20 protein-coding genes are annotated in these 16,306 nt (G+C 64.1%); 8 read left to right on the top strand and 12 right to left on the bottom strand.

Translation table 11 applies throughout. The annotated features are described in order from the left end of the window. The first annotated feature begins 7 nt into the window (after window positions 1–7). The 7 genes from HCR84_RS04245 to HCR84_RS04215 are packed head-to-tail and all read left to right on the top strand — an operon-like array spanning window position 8 to window position 5,866. A complete protein-coding gene (locus tag HCR84_RS04245; RefSeq protein ID WP_166984113.1) occupies window positions 8–928 on the top strand; it encodes a BadF/BadG/BcrA/BcrD ATPase family protein in 921 nt (306 codons plus the stop codon). Window positions 929–988: 60 nt separating this feature from the next. Further along, the gene (locus HCR84_RS04240) at window positions 989–2,296 is read left to right on the top strand and encodes an extracellular solute-binding protein (protein WP_166984114.1); all 1,308 of its coding nucleotides are present in this window, start codon (window positions 989–991) and stop codon (window positions 2,294–2,296) included. An 8-nt stretch (window positions 2,297–2,304) separates the two neighbouring features. Next, entirely contained in the window at window positions 2,305–3,231 is a 927-nt protein-coding gene (locus tag HCR84_RS04235; protein ID WP_166984115.1) for a carbohydrate ABC transporter permease, read from the top strand. Beyond that, complete coding sequence (locus HCR84_RS04230; RefSeq protein ID WP_166984116.1) at window positions 3,228–4,076, top strand: carbohydrate ABC transporter permease; 849 nt, start codon at window positions 3,228–3,230, stop codon at window positions 4,074–4,076. Before HCR84_RS04235 ends, HCR84_RS04230 begins: the two co-directional genes overlap by 4 nt. 48 nt (window positions 4,077–4,124) lie before the next feature. Continuing rightward, window positions 4,125–5,153 carry an SIS domain-containing protein gene (locus tag HCR84_RS04225; protein WP_166984117.1) on the top strand — a complete coding sequence of 343 codons (1,029 nt, stop codon included), beginning with the start codon at window positions 4,125–4,127 and terminating at the stop codon, window positions 5,151–5,153. A gap of 48 nt (window positions 5,154–5,201) precedes the next feature. Then, window positions 5,202–5,456, top strand: coding sequence for a type II toxin-antitoxin system Phd/YefM family antitoxin (locus tag HCR84_RS04220; protein WP_166984118.1), 255 nt, complete (start codon window positions 5,202–5,204; stop codon window positions 5,454–5,456). Beyond that, on the top strand, window positions 5,453–5,866 hold the full coding sequence (locus HCR84_RS04215; protein ID WP_235940781.1) for a type II toxin-antitoxin system VapC family toxin: 414 nt from the start codon (window positions 5,453–5,455) through the stop codon (window positions 5,864–5,866). The genes HCR84_RS04220 and HCR84_RS04215 overlap by 4 nt, the downstream gene beginning before the upstream one ends. Before the next feature lie 12 nt (window positions 5,867–5,878). Here HCR84_RS04215 and guaB read toward each other — a convergent pair whose 3' ends face one another. The 4 genes from guaB to groES form a co-directional block, all read right to left on the bottom strand. Then, entirely contained in the window at window positions 5,879–7,381 is a 1,503-nt protein-coding gene (gene guaB / locus HCR84_RS04210; protein ID WP_166984119.1) for an IMP dehydrogenase, read from the bottom strand. A gap of 115 nt (window positions 7,382–7,496) precedes the next feature. Next, a complete protein-coding gene (gene rarD, locus HCR84_RS04205; RefSeq protein WP_166984120.1) occupies window positions 7,497–8,420 on the bottom strand; it encodes an EamA family transporter RarD in 924 nt (307 codons plus the stop codon). Then, the gene (locus HCR84_RS04200) at window positions 8,417–9,052 is read right to left on the bottom strand and encodes an HAD family hydrolase (RefSeq protein ID WP_166984121.1); all 636 of its coding nucleotides are present in this window, start codon (window positions 9,050–9,052) and stop codon (window positions 8,417–8,419) included. Before HCR84_RS04200 ends, rarD begins: the two co-directional genes overlap by 4 nt. 77 nt (window positions 9,053–9,129) lie before the next feature. Beyond that, window positions 9,130–9,444, bottom strand: a complete 315-nt coding sequence (groES, locus tag HCR84_RS04195) for a co-chaperone GroES (protein WP_268920956.1) — start codon at window positions 9,442–9,444, stop codon at window positions 9,130–9,132. Between the two features lie 141 nt (window positions 9,445–9,585). Here groES and HCR84_RS04190 point away from each other — a divergent pair, with 141 nt between their 5' ends. Further along, complete coding sequence (locus tag HCR84_RS04190; protein WP_166984123.1) at window positions 9,586–10,773, top strand: THUMP-like domain-containing protein; 1,188 nt, start codon at window positions 9,586–9,588, stop codon at window positions 10,771–10,773. A gap of 4 nt (window positions 10,774–10,777) precedes the next feature. Here the strand turns inward: HCR84_RS04190 and HCR84_RS17605 are convergent, their stop codons facing one another. The 8 genes from HCR84_RS17605 to HCR84_RS04150 are packed head-to-tail and all read right to left on the bottom strand — an operon-like array spanning window position 10,778 to window position 16,288. Continuing rightward, a complete protein-coding gene (locus HCR84_RS17605) occupies window positions 10,778–11,251 on the bottom strand; it encodes a DUF4190 domain-containing protein (RefSeq protein ID WP_166984124.1) in 474 nt (157 codons plus the stop codon). Between the two features lie 28 nt (window positions 11,252–11,279). After that, window positions 11,280–12,050: a DUF4190 domain-containing protein gene (locus HCR84_RS04180; protein WP_166984125.1), complete on the bottom strand. Its 771-nt coding sequence runs from the start codon at window positions 12,048–12,050 to the stop codon at window positions 11,280–11,282. 33 nt (window positions 12,051–12,083) lie between these two features. After that, entirely contained in the window at window positions 12,084–13,142 is a 1,059-nt protein-coding gene (tsaD, locus tag HCR84_RS04175; RefSeq protein ID WP_166984126.1) for a tRNA (adenosine(37)-N6)-threonylcarbamoyltransferase complex transferase subunit TsaD, read from the bottom strand. Continuing rightward, entirely contained in the window at window positions 13,139–13,603 is a 465-nt protein-coding gene (gene rimI / locus HCR84_RS04170; RefSeq protein WP_338040129.1) for a ribosomal protein S18-alanine N-acetyltransferase, read from the bottom strand. The genes tsaD and rimI overlap by 4 nt, the downstream gene beginning before the upstream one ends. Beyond that, window positions 13,600–14,217: a tRNA (adenosine(37)-N6)-threonylcarbamoyltransferase complex dimerization subunit type 1 TsaB gene (gene tsaB / locus HCR84_RS04165; protein WP_166984127.1), complete on the bottom strand. Its 618-nt coding sequence runs from the start codon at window positions 14,215–14,217 to the stop codon at window positions 13,600–13,602. Before tsaB ends, rimI begins: the two co-directional genes overlap by 4 nt. Before the next feature lie 9 nt (window positions 14,218–14,226). Continuing rightward, window positions 14,227–14,790: a tRNA (adenosine(37)-N6)-threonylcarbamoyltransferase complex ATPase subunit type 1 TsaE gene (gene tsaE, locus HCR84_RS04160; protein ID WP_166984128.1), complete on the bottom strand. Its 564-nt coding sequence runs from the start codon at window positions 14,788–14,790 to the stop codon at window positions 14,227–14,229. Next, window positions 14,787–15,905, bottom strand: a complete 1,119-nt coding sequence (gene alr, locus HCR84_RS04155; protein WP_166984129.1) for an alanine racemase — start codon at window positions 15,903–15,905, stop codon at window positions 14,787–14,789. Before alr ends, tsaE begins: the two co-directional genes overlap by 4 nt. Continuing rightward, a complete protein-coding gene (locus HCR84_RS04150; protein WP_166984130.1) occupies window positions 15,902–16,288 on the bottom strand; it encodes a holo-ACP synthase in 387 nt (128 codons plus the stop codon). Before HCR84_RS04150 ends, alr begins: the two co-directional genes overlap by 4 nt. Between the last annotated feature and the right edge of the window lie 18 nt (window positions 16,289–16,306).

The raw sequence follows: 16,306 nt of genomic DNA, 5'->3' as shown, positions 1-16,306 counted from the left end.
GGCGTTGGTGACCGTCGGCATTGATATCGGGGGAACAAAGACCCACATCGCGCTCCGTGACGCCCATGGATCTGTGCGCGAGAATGTGATCCCCAGTGACAGCTGGCGGCGCGGCGGCCTCTTCGGCGATCCCGAAAATGCCGCGCGCTTGACCGACGCCATCCGCGAGCTCAGCACGGGCGAGGAGAGCGGAGCGCTGGTGATCGGCGCCCATGGATGCGACACCCCGGAGCACTGCGAGCGCTTGTCGCGACAGATGCAGAGCGCGTATGGGCGCAGCGTCACCGTCGTCAATGACGCGCAGCTGCTTGTGCCGGCCGCTGGCCACGCGGCTGGTCTGGCCGTGATCGTCGGAACGGGATCCATCGTCGTCGGCTCCTCCCCCGGGGACCCGATGATCGTCGCCGGGGGTCACGGGTGGTTGTTTGGTGACCCGGGAAGCGCGCCCGGCATTGTGCGGGAGTCGGTGAAACTGCTTCTCCAGCGCCGCGACCAGGTGGCAGGCGACGACGAGCTCGGTCGGCGGTTGACAGAGTTCTTTGACGTCGACGATGTGACAGGCCTCATCTATGCTCTCTCCGTCGCCCCAGAAATCGGACTCTGGGGTTCGGCTGCGCCGGTGGTGTTCGAAGCGGCAGATCACGGATCTGCCGCTGCCATTGACATCATCGACGCCGCAGCTCGCGAGTTGGCCGACGACGTGCTCAACGTCTTTCGTCGCGGCGCGGTCGGAACGGCGATCGTCTGCGCCGGCGGAGTCGTGACGAACCAGCCACGCCTCTTCAGCGCCCTCACGAAGCACATCGCCGACGTCAGCCCCGATTCATCGGTCGAGCTCCTTCGCGCACCGCCTGTCACCGGTGCGCTCGCCCTCGCCGACGCCGCAGACGCCGCGGCACAGCGACAGGGTCGGGCTTCACCCGCTTAACCCGGCGAATCGCCCCATCCCCATTCACGTAAGAACTTCAACGAGGAAGTAGAGGAAACCATGAGAAACCCACAGAAAAGCGTGAGGCGCGCAACGGTAACGCTCGCCGTAGCGGCCGCCGCGGCTCTCGCCCTCAGCGCATGCAGCGTCACGGGAGCGCCGTCGTCAGAGGGAGGGGCAGGTGAGGCAGACTCCGGAACGATCAACGCGCTGTTCATGAAGCAGGCGGGCTATACCGAAGACGACGTGAAAGACATGATCGCCGACTTCAACGAAGAGTATCCGGACATCACCGTCAATCCCACGTTCGTTGCCTACGAAGCACTGCACGACAAGATCGTGACGGCTGCGCCCTCGGGCACCTACGACGTCGTGCTGATGGACGTCATCTGGCCCGCAGAGTTCGCAGAGAAGGGCATTGTCACCGACGTCACCGATCGCTTCGATGAAAAGTGGAAGGACGAGATGCTCGGCGGGGCACTGATCACCGCAGAGTACAAGGACAAGTTCTACGGTGTGCCCTGGTATCCCTCGACGAAGCTGTTCTATTACAACAACGACATGGTCGAGCAGGCCGGGTATTCCGAGTCCGACCTCGAGACGTGGGACGGAGTTCTCGAGGTTGCCCAAGCGATGAAAGACCAGGGAATCGTTGAATACCCGCTTGCCTGGAGCTGGGCTCAGGCCGAAGCACTCATCTGCGACTACGCTCAGCTGCTCGGCGCCTTCGGAGGCGAGTTCACGAATGACGACGGTGAGCTTGTCATCAACGAGGGCCCCGGAGTGGAGGCCCTGACGTGGATGAAGAAGACCATCGACGATGGTCTGACCAACCCCAATTCGACAACGTTCCTCGAGGACGACGTCAACAAGACAATGGCATCGGGGCAGGCCGCGTTCTCGCTCAACTGGGAATCGACGTTCCGTGACCTCAATGACGAGTCGATCTCCCAAGTCGTCGGCCAGGTCGGTGTGTCTGCAACGCCGAAAGGACCAGAGGGCGTTCGTCCGGGCGTAAACGGTGCAATGGCACTCGGGATCGCATCGAAGTCGGAGAACAAGGATGCCGCCTGGAACTTCATCTCGTTCATCAGCAGCCAGAGCGAACAAGAGAAGTTCGTCACGAGCACTCTGCCGAGCTGGAAAGCGTCTTATGACGACTCCGAGATCACCGAGACAAACCCCGAGGTGTTCGCTGCTGCGAAGGTCGGCTACGACGACGGCATCCTTCGCCCGCAGGTGCCGAACTACAGCGAGGTCTCGCAGATCATTCAGGTAGAGCTTCAGAATGCGCTGCTCGGCAAGAAGTCGCCGCAGCAGGCAATGGATGATGCCGTCTCGGCCGCAAACGACGTACTGAACGGCTGAGCTGCAGAATGACAAAGCTCGCCACAACGGCGCCTCCGCGACGGCGGACGGGCACGGAGAGCCAGAGGCGATTGGCCTTCTGGCTCCTCCTCCCGGCCGCAGTCGCGGTATTCGGCATCATCGTCTACCCGATCATCCGCACGCTGATCATCTCGTTCTTCGAGGTGGAGTCTGCACTGGCCGTGGAGACGCCGTTCATCGGCATCGACAATTATCTGGAGGCGCTGTCGAGTACCGGGTTCTGGGCTGCAATCGGTCGCACCCTGTACTTCACGATCGTTTCAACGGCATTGGAACTGGTGCTCGGCATGATGCTCGCGCTGCTGCTCAATGCACGTCTGCGCGCGCGATGGCTGTTCCGCGCTATCGTCGTGTTGCCCTGGGCGGTCCCTACGATCGTCAACGCGGCAATGTGGAAGGGAATCTTCAACGCCCAGTACGGATCACTTAACGCCGCTCTCACGCAACTCGGCCTCACCGACGAATACATCGCCTGGCTGGGCGACCCGACGCTCGCCCTCAACATGGTCATTCTGGCCGATGCGTGGAAGACGACGCCGCTCGTCGCCTTCTTTCTGCTCGCAGGATTGACGGCAATCAACCCCGAGATCTACGAGAGTGCCAAGATCGACCGCGCATCATGGCTGCGCATCTTCCGCTCGATCACGCTGCCGATGTTGGTGCCCTCGATTTCCATCGTGCTCGTGCTGCGCACTGTCGAGGCGTTCAAAGCCTTCGACATCATCTACGCCATGACCCGGGGCGGGCCTGCCAACGGCACACAGACGATCGCCTACTACACGTACGTACGCGCCTTTTCAGACCAGAACTTCGGAATGGGCTCCGCGCTCTCGTACATCATCGTCATCGTCATTTTGATTCTGACGACCATCTACCTCAGAATGTTGCGCCGATCGGAGATGAGTCTGCTGTGAGACACCAACGACGCAACACGATCCTGCTGCACATCGCCGCGGTCATCGTGTCTGTGCTGATCCTTCTGCCGTTCGCATGGATGGTCGAGGCCAGCTTCGCTCCGCAGAGCGACTTGATCAGCCGCCCGATGCGCTGGATACCCTCCGCGATTGACCTGAGCCGCTACATCGAGATCTTCCAGGGTGGCGAAGGCAGCGTCGGCTCGACCTTCCGCGCCGCCATGGTGAACTCCACAATCGTCGCTGTCTCCGTCGTCGCCATCGCCATGGTGGTCGGAGTGCTCGGAGCCTACGCTTTCGCGCGGCTCAGATTTCCCTTCCGCAAGGCCACGCTCATGGTCTTTCTCGCCACGTACATGCTTCCGCAGATCGCGCTGCTGATTCCTCTGTATTTCATCTTGAACTCGTTGGGGCTGCTCAACACGCTCATTGGCCTGATCCTCGTCGACTCATCGTTGGTGATCCCCTTCACGCTTTGGATTCTCAGCAATTACTTCATGACCATTCCCGATGAGCTGGAGGAAGCTGCGCGCATCGATGGAACGTCGCGGGTTGGCGCGCTCTTCCGCATCATCCTGCCGAGCGCCAAACCCGGAATTTTCGCGGCGATGATGTTCGCTTTCCTGCTCGCATGGGACGAGTTCATGTACGCCCTCATCTTCACGTCTTCGGATGCCGCCAAGACGCTGCCTGTCGCCATCTCGGAGTTCGCGGGACGCTACACGACAGATTTCGGGCTCGTCGCCGCCGGCGGCATCCTTGCGGCGATTCCACCCATCGTGATCGCCATCATCTTCCAGCGCTATGTCGTCAGCGGAATGGGCGTCGGCGCTGTCAAGGGATAACAGGCGCCAGTTCAGCAGGCAGACAACCGTCACGATGAAAAGAGAATCATGAAACGAATTGACTACGACACCGCTGTACGCGACCAGCCGAGCGCTCTCGAGCGGGCGCATCGCAGCATCGCCCACGCCCTCGCCGAGTCTGCGATCGAGCCGTGGCGGGCGGGCGACACCGTCGCTGTCGTTGCGATGGGGGCATCCACACACTCGGCCCATGCACTCGTGTTCGCTCTTCTCGGCTCTGGTGTTCGCGCATTTTCACTCACGGCGTCTGACGCTTCCCTCTGTGCACCAGACACCCAGCCGGCAGACCACTACGTCATTGTCTCGGAGTCCGGTCGCAGCCCGGAGCCCATCGAAGCCGCTCGCAGGTTCACTCCTGGCCGACGAATCGGCATCACCAACGTTGCCGACAGCCCGCTCGCCGCAGAGGTCGACGTCGTGCTCCCTCTCGGTGACGTCGACGATTCCGGCGTCTACACCGTCGGCTACACGGCGACGCTTCTCGCATACGCGATGCTGTGCGAGCACGTCATCGGGATGCCCGTTGGCGACACAGCTGCCATACCCGCCCGTGTCGCGTCTGCACTTTCGGCGTTCGATGGCGGATCGCAGATCGTTGCAGAGCGACTGAGCGCAGCGCGCACTGTGGACTTTGTGGGGCGTGGAACGTCGTTGGCTGCCGCGTCGGAGGGCGCGCTGATGTTTCGCGAAGCGCTCGCCCTACCGACTGCGGCGTTCGATACGTATCAATATCTGCACGGGCCGATGGAGCCGCTCCGAGAACACAGCGCACTCGTCGTCTTCGGCGATGAGCGTGAACTCTCGCTCGTCGATTCCGTTCTCGATTCCGGCGTGCAGGTGTGTCTAGTCACCCAGAGGCCGCTCGCGGACCTCGCACGACCCAACCATGAAAACCTCGTCGTGATCTCGATCGCCGCCGACGTAGCGGGCTTCGAGCGATCGATTCACGAGGCCCTCGTTCCCCAGCTCATCGTCGGCCATGCCGCCGCTCGCATGGGTCGTCGTCCAGGAGAATTCACGTATCGGCAGCCAGACACGAAGATCCCGATCTCGTAAGCGCATCCGCGTCAGCCATTGTGCTACGCATGGTGCTACACTTGTCGCGTGACAACAATCAGTCATCGCGAACTTCGAAACAATTCCGCCGACGTCCTCCGACGCGTTGCCGCGGGAGAGGCGATGGAGGTAACGAACCGGGGCGTGGTCGTCGCCCACCTGTCTCCGACGGCGACTCCGGTGTTGCCATTCCCTGTGTCGCGTCCAGCTCGTCGACAAGGAGGCTGGTCGGCGCTCCCGAAAGTATCGCTCGATCGTTCCGTGAGCGAGATTATCGATGATGAGCGCGAGGAACGGTGGTGACCAGCACGAACGCTATGCCGACGGCCTCCCCCGTCGTATATCTCGACACCTCGGCAGCGGTTAAGCTCCTCAGCGATGAGCGGGAGTCAGAAGCCCTGCGCCATTACCTGGACGGCGGCCCGACCGTCGTCTCCAGTGATCTCCTCGAGACCGAGTTGCGCCGAATCGGCGTGCGCCATCACCTCGACCAGGTGCTGATCACCGCCGTTCTCGACGGCATGTCGCTGACCCCACTGACGCGAGACCAGTCCCGCGAAGCGGGTCTGTTTCCTCAGGTCGGTCTGCGCAGCCTCGATGCGCTGCATCTTGCCTGTGCACTGGGTATCGAGGCCTCGGCGATACTCACGTACGACATCAGGCTCGCCGATGCGGCCCGCGCACACGGGCTAGAGGTCATCGCGCCACAGTGATGCCGTTTCCTACTACCGGCGGTAGTTGGGCGCCTCAACCACGATCTGCACGTCGTGGGGGTGGGATTCCTTGAGCCCAGCCGAGGTGATGCGCACAAACTTGCCGCGCTTCTTGAGCTCGGGGATCGTGCGGGCACCGACGTAGAACATCGACTGCCGCAGGCCGCCGATCAGCTGATAGGAGACGGCCGAGAGGGGTCCGCGGTACGGCACCTGCCCCTCGATGCCCTCGGGAATCAGCTTGTCGTCGCTGGGAACATCTGCCTGAAAGTAGCGGTCCTTCGAGTACGAGGTCTTCTTTCCGCGCGTCTGCAGAGCGCCGAGCGACCCCATGCCGCGATAGGTCTTGAATTGTTTTCCGTTCACGAACACGAGCTCCCCGGGTGACTCGTCGCAGCCCGCGAGCAGCGAGCCGAGCATGACGGTTTCGGCACCGGCGACGATCGCCTTCGCGATGTCGCCCGAGTATTGCAGCCCGCCGTCGGCGATGATCGGAACATCGAGGTCGCGAACAGCCTTCCACGCTTCGTAGACGGCAGAGACCTGCGGCACACCCACTCCCGCGACGACGCGTGTGGTGCAGATGGAGCCGGGCCCGACGCCGACCTTGACGGCATCCGCCCCCGCTTCGGCGATGGCACGCGCGCCGTCACCCGTTGCGACGTTGCCGCCGATCACGTCGACGTTCTCAAAGCTCGCGTCAGACTTGATGCGCCGGATGATCTCGAGCACGCCCTCCGAATCGCCGTTCGCCGTGTCGACGACGAGCAGGTCGACGCCCGCGTCGCGGAGCGCAGACGCGCGCTCCCACGCATCGCCGAAGAAGCCGATGGCCGCACCAACACGCAGGCGACCGCTGTCGTCTTTCGTCGAGAGCGGATACTTCTCGCTCTTGTCAAAGTCTTTCACCGTGATGAGGCCCTTGAGCAACCCGTCGCCGTCAACGAGCGGGAGCTTTTCGATGCGGTGCTTGGCAAGCAGCTCAATCGCCTGTTCCGGGCTCGTGCCGACGGGAGCCGTGATGAGCTTCTCGCTGGTCATGACGGCAGAGACGGGGGTCGACGCTTTCTTGTCGTCGTCGACGAAGCGCATGTCGCGGTTCGTGATGATTCCCTTGAGCACTCCAGAATCGTCAACAACGGGAAGCCCCGAGACGCGGAACTGGCCGCACAGCTCGTCAACGTCGGCCACCGTCGCGTCTGCGGTTGTCGTCACAGGGTTGGTGATCATTCCCGACTCGCTGCGCTTGACGAGGTCGACCATTTCGGCCTGGTCGGCAATCGAGAGATTACGGTGCAGGATGCCGATGCCGCCCTCGCGCGCCATGGCGATGGCCATGCGCGCCTCCGTCACGGTGTCCATTGCGCTGGACAGCAGAGGCGTTGCAACGGAGATGCGCTTGGTGAGGCGAGACGAGGTGTCTGCCTCGCTCGGAATGACGTTCGTGTGCGCGGGCAGAAGCAGCACGTCATCGTAGGTGAGACCGATGTAGCCGAACGGATCCGAGGTGTCCATAGCGTCCCTTCGCGAGGCGAATTGAGTGTTGCGAGAATGGCCCGGCGGAACGGAGCTGGTCGACACCGGTAATCCATGGTAACCACCGCGAGCAGCGCTTTATGCCGCCAAACGCTCAGGTGAGGTTGAGAGTGCGGCGCCTGAGGCTGCGCGCGTGCCCGACCATATCGATCGTGAGCAGCACAAGCGCCGCCCAAACCAGAAAGAAGCCGATCCAGCGCTCGGTCGGCATGGGCTCGCTCAAGATGAACACGCCGACCAAAAACTGCATGAGCGGCGTGACGTATTGAAAAAGGCCCATGTACACAAGCGGAAGGCGGCGGGCCGCAGACGCGAAGAGCAGCAGCGGAACGGCGGTGACGACGCCCGACGCGATGAGCAGCGTCGTGTTACCTGCCCCGGCCGTGCCGAAGACGATTCCTGTCGTCGCCGCAACTCCGACGAGAACAAGCGCCGCAACGGGGGCGAGCAGCAGGGTCTCGAGCGTCAGCCCCGTTATCGCTCCGACGTTGCCGCCGACGCGATTCTTCATGAAGCCGTAGAGCCCAAACGAGAACGCCAGAGTCAGCGCGATGATCGGGAATGTGCCGTACCCGATCCAGAGCACGATGACGGCGATCAGGCTGACGCCGACCGCGGCCCATTGCATCGGGCGCAGACGCTCGCGCAGAAAGATGACGCCGAAGAGCACGGTGACGATCGGGTTGATGAAGTAGCCGAGCGAGGCCTCGATCACGTGCCCCGTCACCGCGGCGATGACGTAGGTCTGCCAGTTGATGAAGATGAACACCGCGGCGAGCGACATGAACAGCATCGTGCGCTTCGAACGGAACAGCGCGAAGAAGCCGCGCCAATCGCGAAGAACGCTCAGCAGAATGCCGCAGAAGACAAGCGAGAACAGAATGCGCATCGACACAATCTCGAAGGGGCCGGCCGGCTCGAGAATGACGAAGTAGAGCGGGAGCGCGCCCCACAGAAGGTACGCGGAGGCGGCAAACAGAAAACCGGAACGCGACCCAGCGCGTGCACCGTCGATCACGAGGTGACGGCGGAGGCAAGCGATGCGCGCAGCGCCGCGGCATCCGTGAATTGCCGAGCCCACCAGCCGAACGTCGATGCCGCCTCGATGTTGTCGGCTCGATCGTCGGTGAAATGAACGGATTCCGCCGACACAGTCTGCCCCAGCGTCCGCTCAATCTGCGCGTGCGCCAACGGGTAGCTGCCGGGCTCGGGCTTCGAGATGCCCAGTTCGTACGAGTTGATCACGTGGCGAAACCGGTCGATGATGCCGTGCGTTGTGAGCTCGTTCAGTGTGCAGTCGGTTCCATTTGTAAACGCGAAAACCGGATGCTCGCGGGCGAGCTCGTCGATGAGTTCCATGGTCTCTGGAATCAGCTGGCCGATATCGGTCGACCACTCGGCGACGATCGACCGGGCAGCGTTTGCATCTCGGGAACGGGCAGCGAAGCGCTCTGACAACTCGCCCACCCACTCGGCCCGCGTCATGCGACCTTCCACGACATCGCGTCCAAACGGCTCGGCGAACGCCTGCTCCTCGATGGTGCCGACGGTCAGGCCAAGTTCGGCGTCAAGCCGCGCAGCCATGCGCTCCGGCTGGAACGAACGGATGACCCCGTCGATATCGAAGACGAATACCTGTGACGCAGTCATGCATCGAGTGTACGTTGCGGCGCAGACACAGAGGCCCGGGTGATGATCACCCGGGCCTCTGTGTCGTTGAGCGTCGCTTAGCGAACGACGACCGCGAGCACGTCGCGGGCCGAAAGCACGAGGTACTCGTCAGCGCCGAACTTCACCTCAGTGCCGCCGTACTTGGAGTACAGAACGCGGTCGCCGACGGTGACGTCGACAGGAACGCGGTTGCCGTTGTCGTCGATGCGGCCGGGGCCGACAGCCACGACTTCACCCTCCTGCGGCTTCTCCTTGGCGGTGTCAGGAATAACCAGACCAGACGCGGTGGTCTGCTCTGCCTCGACCTGCTGAATGACGATGCGATCCTCGAGCGGCTTGATGGAGACCGACACGGTTGACCTCTTTCTCATAAGAAGACGTGAGTTAGCACCCTCACTATCCGAGTGCTAATTGCAAGTTTACGGATGCGTTGGCACTCGTGCAACGTGAGTGCCAACTTCGGTCTCGGTTTCGCTGAGGGCGAGATCGCCTGTGGTTGATATGTTGGCCAGATGGAACGCGCCGATCTGGTCTCTCTGCTCACGCCAGACGGCATGGCACTGCTCGACGAACTCGCCGAACACGATTCGGCCGGAGATGTTGTCAAGGCGGTCTCGCGCCTGCGCAAGGCCGGCCACGACCCTGCTGTGGTTGCCGCCGCTCTCACCCAGTCCCGACTCAGGGCTCACGGCCGCGCCAAATTCGGCGAGTTCGCCGACCGGATGCTGTTCACACAGGCCGGGCTCGAGCAGGCAACGCGCATTCGGGCCGCCGCCATGCACGCCGGGCGCTATCTCGCGGGCGACCTGACGCGGGTGGCGGATCTCGGCTGCGGCATTGGCGGTGACGCCATGGCGATGGCCGCGATGCAGATCTCGGTGACCGCCGTGGATGCCGACGAGGTGACTGCCGCCATTGCCACGCACAACCTCGCACCTTTTGACTCGGCTCATGTTGTTCATGGGCGCGCTGAAGATACCGATCTCAGCGGCGTCGACGCCGTGTTCTTCGACCCGGCGCGGCGAACCTCAGGCCACTCCGAGACGACACGACTCACCGATCCGACCGACTACTCCCCCGCGCTCGAGACCGTCTTCGATATCGCTCGCCGGTACCCGACGGGCGTTAAGCTGGGCCCCAGCTTTGACCGCAACCTGATACCCGACGATGTTGAAGCACAGTGGGTCAGCGTCGACGGAAGCGTCGTTGAGCTCATGCTGTGGTCTGGCGCTCTTGCACGCGACGGAATCACGCGCGCTGCTCTCGTGCTGAGCGACGAGGGCTCTCCAGAGATGACCGCAGCCGAAGACAGCCCAGACGAACCGGTTCGCAAGCTCGGTGCGTTTCTCTACGAGCCCGATGGCGCCGTGATTCGCGCTCGCCTGATCGGCGATCTCGCGCGCGAGCTGGAAGCGGCACCGATCAGCGACGGCATCGCCTACCTCTCGGGCGACACCCAGAGTTCGACTCCGTTCGCCACCTGCTTCAGGGTCGTCGAACAGCTTCCGCTCGACGAGAAGGTGCTGCGCCGCTGGGTGAAGGGGAACGCCATCGGCACGCTCGAGATCAAGAAGCGTGGCGTCGATATCGACCCCGCCGCGTTCCGCAAACGGCTGAACCCCCGAGGCTCACGTTCGGCGACGCTCATTCTCACGCGAGTCGGGGGCCGGCACACCGCGCTTGTCGCAGAGCGCGTCTGACGGATCAGGCGTAGGCGGCGCCCGACATCCCCACCGCGCCCAGAAGGACGACGAAGAAGATGATGTAGATCACGACGACGACGACGATGATCGCCGTAAAGACGTAGCCGACGATCAGACCTGTCAGCGCGAGACCGTCGCCCTGTTCGCCTGTCTCGCGAATCTGCTTGCGAGCAATGTGACCGCAGATGATGCCGGCGATCGGAATGAAGAACGCTGAGATGATCGCAACGATCGCCAGCACGTTCGTGCCTGGCTGCGGTGGGTAGGCGGCGTATGGCTGCTGCCCATATGGCTGCTGCCCGTACGGCTGCTGTCCGTAGCCGGGAACAGGTGTCGGCTGCTGCCCGTACGGCTGCTGGCCAAGAGGCTGCTGACCATAGGCAGGCGCCGGGGCCTGCTGACCGTACGTCGGCTGCTGGTTCTGTTCGTATGCGGGCTGCTGGTTTTCGTGGCCCTGCTGCGATGGATCGCTCATAGTTTGTGTGTTTCTCCCCTCAGGGCCATCATCTCATGACGAAGTAAATGATGCTGTACGCGAACCAGCCGAGCGAGAACAGCGTGCCGGCGAAGCCCGTGATGATCGCCCACAGCGCGAATGAACGGTCGTCGTCTGGCTTCGACCGCGCTCTGAAGCCCAGGATGATTCCGACGATGGCCAGAGGAAGTGTCCACCCGAAGAACACTCCGCCGACGACACCGAGGATGCCGAAGATGAGGCCGATCAGCCCCGTGCGGCTCTTCTGCGGCTTCGGAGTCCCGACGGGCTGTGCCGCGGGCATTGCTCCGCCCGGGCCGACGAGCGGCGGCTGCGCGGGGCGACCCTGCTGCGGGGCAGGCTGAGAATACGGCGGAGAGAACGGCTGCGGATGCTGTTGAGTCTGCGGCTGCTGCGGCGCGGGCCTGTATTGCCCCGGCTGCTGCGGCGCGGGCTGGTAGTTCCCGGGACGCTGGGGAGCCTGCGGGTTCTGCACCGGTTGATTCTGTGTTGGTGGTGCGTACTGTGCGGGAGGCTGGTTCTGCGGCTGTTGCGGCGGCGCCGGCTGCGGCGGCGCCGGCTGCTGAGGGGCCTGCTGCTGCGCTGGGAGCGCTCCGGCCGGCCGCGCCCACGGTGCCGGATTCTGCTGCGGCGCCTGCGGTGCCTGTTGCGGCTGCTGAGCTTGTGCGTCCTGCTGCGGCTTCGGAGCGGTCTCGTCAGTGTTCTTCTCGGGCGTCGCGCCCGGAAGCGGCGGACGCGGCGGCGTAGCCGGGGCAGCAGGATCGTTGGGCTCTGTCATCGGGCGTCTCCTCGCAGTTGCAGCGGTGTTGTCTCACGCTACCTGAATATCGGTGACCGGAAGTGTTGAATCGGCTCCAAACTCGAGCGTTGACGGCGCATACCCGGCCATGATGCGCTGCGCGGCCAATGCGGCGATCATCGCGCCGTTGTCGGTGCAGAGAGAGAGCGGCGGAATGCGCAACGCGACGCCCGCTTCGACTGCACGCTGCGCGGCGAGCTCCCGGATTCGGGCGTTCGCCACAACGCCGCCTCCCAGCAGCAGCCTCGGCACCTCATGGTCGCGGCAGGCGTTCATGGCCTTCGTCAGAAGAACATCGGCGACGGCTTCGCGAAACGACGCGGCGACGTCCGCTGTGGGGACAGGCTCGCCAGCATCCTGTCTCTGCTCAACCCACCGCGCAACAGCCGTTTTGAGTCCGGAGAACGAAAAATCATAACGATGCTTCTGCATGTCTTTCGGGCGACTGAGTCCGCGCGGGAAGCGAATTGCCGTTGGGTCGCCCTCTGCCGCTGCCTTGTCGATCTGCGGCCCGCCCGGGTACGGCAGGCCGAGAATGCGCGCAACTTTGTCGAACGCCTCGCCCGCTGCGTCGTCGATCGTCTCGCCCAGCAGCTCGACGTCGGAGGTGAGATCGCGCACGAGCAGAAGCGACGTGTGCCCGCCAGAGACAAGAAGCGCAACCGTGGGGTAGTCGAACGGCTCCCCGCGGTCGTCGAGAATGTCGGCACCGACGTGACCCACCAGGTGATTGACGGCGTAGATCGGCTTGTCGAGAGCGAGCGCAAGGGCCTTTGCCGCGCCGACGCCCACCATGAGGGCGCCCGCGAGACCCGGCCCGCTCGTCACAGCGACGGCATCAATATCGGCGACGTCGATCTGGGCTTCGGAAACGGCAGCTTTCAGCGCAGGGCCGAGAGCCTCGAGATGAGCGCGAGCCGCAACCTCGGGCACAACGCCGCCGTAGCGCGCATGCTGCTCCATTGACGACGAGATGGTGTTTGACAGCAGCGTCGAGCCCCGCACAATGCCGATGCCGGTCTCATCGCAGCTCGATTCGATGCCGAGAACGAGGGGGTTGTCGCGGTTCATGCTGCTCCTGTTTCGCCTGGACGATCGAGCTTCATCACGAGGGCGTCAATGCCGCCGCGATAGTAGCGGCGGCGCACTCCGAGCTCGGTGAAGCCCAGCGAACGGTAGAGCTGCTGCGCCCCCGGGTTGTCGGCGCGAACCTCGAGAAACACAGCTTTGACCTGGGCGGATGCCGCATGGGCGATGAGCCGGCGCATGAGCTCACGCCCAAGGCCGGCGCGCCGATGGTCGGTTGCGACGGCGATCGTCTGAATGTCGGCATCCGTGCTGCCGCTTGGCGCAAGAATCCCCGCGTACCCCGCAAGCTGCTCGCCGTCGAACGCCGCGAGGTACCTGGTGTGCTCGCTCTCGATCTCGCGCAGCATGTTCTCGCTCGACCAGTCGTCTGGCGCGAACGACAGCCGCTCGAGCGCCATGATCGCGTCGAGATCACTCGGTGTTGCTTCGCGAAGCTCGATCACGACGTCACCCGTTTGCCCGGCGAGGGCGACACATCGGGTGAGCGCAGGTACAGCGGCTCATCGGCGGCGAAGGGCCGCCCCGCCGACCACGTGAGCTCGGCGACCATGCCGAGATGGCCGGCCGACACCCTGTCGCTGTCGAGCCGCGTCGCCGCACCAACGACGATGTCGTCTGGCTTTGCGAGCACAGGGCCCTCGACACGCACGGGTAGCCCAGCGGCATCCATTCCCGAATAGCGGGTGCAGTAGATCTCCCGTCTGCGAGCATCGGTGACGACGAGCAGTTCGCCCTCACCGACGGCGACGTACCACTCACGAGCAATGGCGTCGTGGCTCACCACCGGCACGACGGGCTTCGCCGCGCCGAACGCGAAGGCGCGAGCTGCGGCGATTCCGATGCGCAGCCCCGTGAACGGCCCGGGCCCCATGCCCGCGACGACGCCAGAGAGCTCCGCCGGGGCGATGCCCGATTCGACGAGCACGTCGCGGATGAGTGAGCCGACGACCTCGGCGTGACGGCGCGTGTCGTGATGGCTGCGCTCGGCGATGATGCCGCGGTCATGATCAACGACGGCGGCGGAGGTTCCGAGAGACGAATCGATGGCGAGGAGCACGCGACAAGCCTATTCCGCCACGCGGGCGATGCGGACGACGCGCGGTTCGTCGGCGTCGGCATCGGCATCGGCATCGGCAGAAGTGAGATGCCACGTTCTGTCGCCGTCCGACGTCGAATCAGCGACAGTTTTCGGCGTGTCACTTTCGACGACGTCCGTAAGAGCGGCCGCGGTGGCGCCGGTCGGCCGTTCGATCTCGATCTCGAGCCACGACGGGGCGATTCCGGCCAGCATGCCGCGCCCCCACTCCACGACGACGACACTGCGCTCGAAGTCGATGTCGAGGTCGTCGAGCTCGCGAGCATCGCTCAGCCGATAGGCGTCGACGTGCACGAGCGGCGCACCCCCGGCGAGATTCGGGTGCGTGCGGGCAAGCACGAACGTCGGGCTCGTAATCGGGCCCCGCACACCAAGACCCTCGCCGATTCCGCGGGTGAGCGTGGTCTTGCCTGCGCCAAGTGGCCCGGTGAGCACAAGCAGATCGCCTGCGTGCAGCATCCTGCCCACCTCGAGACCCAGCTCGTGCATGTCGTCAGGGGTCTCGCACACGATCGTCGACGGTACCTCGATCATGCGGACCTATAGCTGCGCGCGACGCGGGCGCCGATGCCCGTGACGATGTCGTAATTGATCGTGGATGCTGCGTGCGCCCAGTCATCCGCGCTCGGAACGCCGCGCGAGGCATCGCCGAACAGCACGACGTCATCGCCAACGGCAACCGGGGTGTCGCCGACGTCGACGACGAATTGATCCATCGCCACACGACCCACGTTGCGATGAATGCGCCCGCCGATCGCGACTGTTGCAGCATTCGACGCCTGGCGGGGAATGCCATCGCCGTAGCCGAGCGGAACGAGGGCGAGAGTGGTCGGCGCAGCCGTGCGGTGCGTGAAGCCGTAGGAGATTCCCGACCCGACCGGCACCTGGCGTACGGCCGCGACCTGCGTGCGCAGCGTCATGGCCGGGCGAAGGCCGAGCTGCTCGCTCGTCTCGTCGTCGAACGGCGTGAGCCCATAGAGGCCGATGCCGAGACGAACCATGTCGAAGCGCGACTCCGGAATGCGCAGCGCAGCCGCCGTTGCCGCGGCGTGGAGCAGCTCGGGACGCAGGCCTGCTGCGCGCGCGTCGTCGACAAGGCGCGTGAACACCGAGATCTGCGCTCGATCGTCGTCTGGGCTTGTGTTGGATACGTGCGTCATGAGGCCGCGCACGCGAATCACGCGTTCGGCTTCGAGTTCAGCGGCGCGCGCGAACATGGCGCCGCATTGCTCGGGGGCGACGCCGTTGCGACTGAGCCCGGTGTCGAGCTTGATCTGCACAGAGATATCGGATGCCGCAGCGAACCGCGCGGCATCGGCGACGGCGTTCAGCTGGGCCACGCTCGACACCGCCACCTCGATGTTCTGGGCGATAGCCGCCGAGAAGTCTGCATCGGGTCCATGAAGCCAGCACAGAATCGGCGCAACGATGCCGGCACGGCGAAGGGCGAGCGCTTCCTCAATGTCGGCGGTACCGAGCATGTCGGCGCCCGCGTCGGCAAGCGCCAGGGCCACGGGAACGGCACCGTGTCCGTACGCATCCGCCTTCACGACGGCAAGCACGTTCTTCGCCTGCGTCGATGCCCGCAGCGAGCGCAGGTTGTCGGCGACCGCTGCGAGATCTACCTCGGCTTCACGCCATGCGCTCACTGTCGACCTCCCTGCGTCTCCGTCTGATTCGTGTCTTTCTCTGCGACGACAAAGGCGATTGCGGCTCCCCCGTCGTGACTCATTGTGACGTGCAGCGCGGTGATGCCGCGGGAGGCAACGGCCTCCGCCGTCGTTCCCGACAACGTGAAGAACGGTCCGCCATCGTCGGTCTTGTCGACGATGATGTCGAGCCAGCGCACACCATCGGAGCCGCCGAGCGCCTTGATGAGCGCCTCTTTCGCCGCGTAGCGCCCCGCGAGAGAGCGCAGCGGCAGCATCCGTTCGCTCTCAGCGAACAGCCTTTCGCGGAGGCGAGGCGTCCGATCAACGGCTCGCTCAAAACGCGCGAGGTCGACGAGGTCAACGCCGATTCCGACGATCATCGGAGACCACCTGGTGCG

The organism is Paramicrobacterium fandaimingii (assembly GCF_011751745.2).
Taxonomy (GTDB): domain Bacteria; phylum Actinomycetota; class Actinomycetes; order Actinomycetales; family Microbacteriaceae; genus Paramicrobacterium; species Paramicrobacterium fandaimingii.
Note: the sequence above shows the minus strand (reverse complement) of the source record. Positions and strands in the feature narration are given on the sequence as shown.

Excerpts from the sequence above, each read along its gene's own strand:
- HCR84_RS04240 (WP_166984114.1), top strand. The coding sequence starts at position 989 with ATGAGAAACCCACAGAAAAGCGTGAGGCGCGCAACGGTAACGCTCGCC.
- HCR84_RS04235 (WP_166984115.1), top strand. The coding sequence starts at position 2,305 with ATGACAAAGCTCGCCACAACGGCGCCTCCGCGACGGCGGACGGGCACG.
- HCR84_RS04225 (WP_166984117.1), top strand. The coding sequence starts at position 4,125 with ATGAAACGAATTGACTACGACACCGCTGTACGCGACCAGCCGAGCGCT.
- guaB (WP_166984119.1), bottom strand. The coding sequence starts at position 7,381 with ATGGACACCTCGGATCCGTTCGGCTACATCGGTCTCACCTACGATGAC.
- HCR84_RS04200 (WP_166984121.1), bottom strand. The coding sequence starts at position 9,052 with ATGACTGCGTCACAGGTATTCGTCTTCGATATCGACGGGGTCATCCGT.
- groES (WP_268920956.1), bottom strand. The coding sequence starts at position 9,444 with ATGAGAAAGAGGTCAACCGTGTCGGTCTCCATCAAGCCGCTCGAGGAT.
- HCR84_RS04190 (WP_166984123.1), top strand. The coding sequence starts at position 9,586 with ATGGAACGCGCCGATCTGGTCTCTCTGCTCACGCCAGACGGCATGGCA.
- HCR84_RS17605 (WP_166984124.1), bottom strand. The coding sequence starts at position 11,251 with ATGAGCGATCCATCGCAGCAGGGCCACGAAAACCAGCAGCCCGCATAC.
- HCR84_RS04180 (WP_166984125.1), bottom strand. The coding sequence starts at position 12,050 with ATGACAGAGCCCAACGATCCTGCTGCCCCGGCTACGCCGCCGCGTCCG.
- tsaD (WP_166984126.1), bottom strand. The coding sequence starts at position 13,142 with ATGAACCGCGACAACCCCCTCGTTCTCGGCATCGAATCGAGCTGCGAT.
- tsaE (WP_166984128.1), bottom strand. The coding sequence starts at position 14,790 with ATGATCGAGGTACCGTCGACGATCGTGTGCGAGACCCCTGACGACATG.
- HCR84_RS04150 (WP_166984130.1), bottom strand. The coding sequence starts at position 16,288 with ATGATCGTCGGAATCGGCGTTGACCTCGTCGACCTCGCGCGTTTTGAG.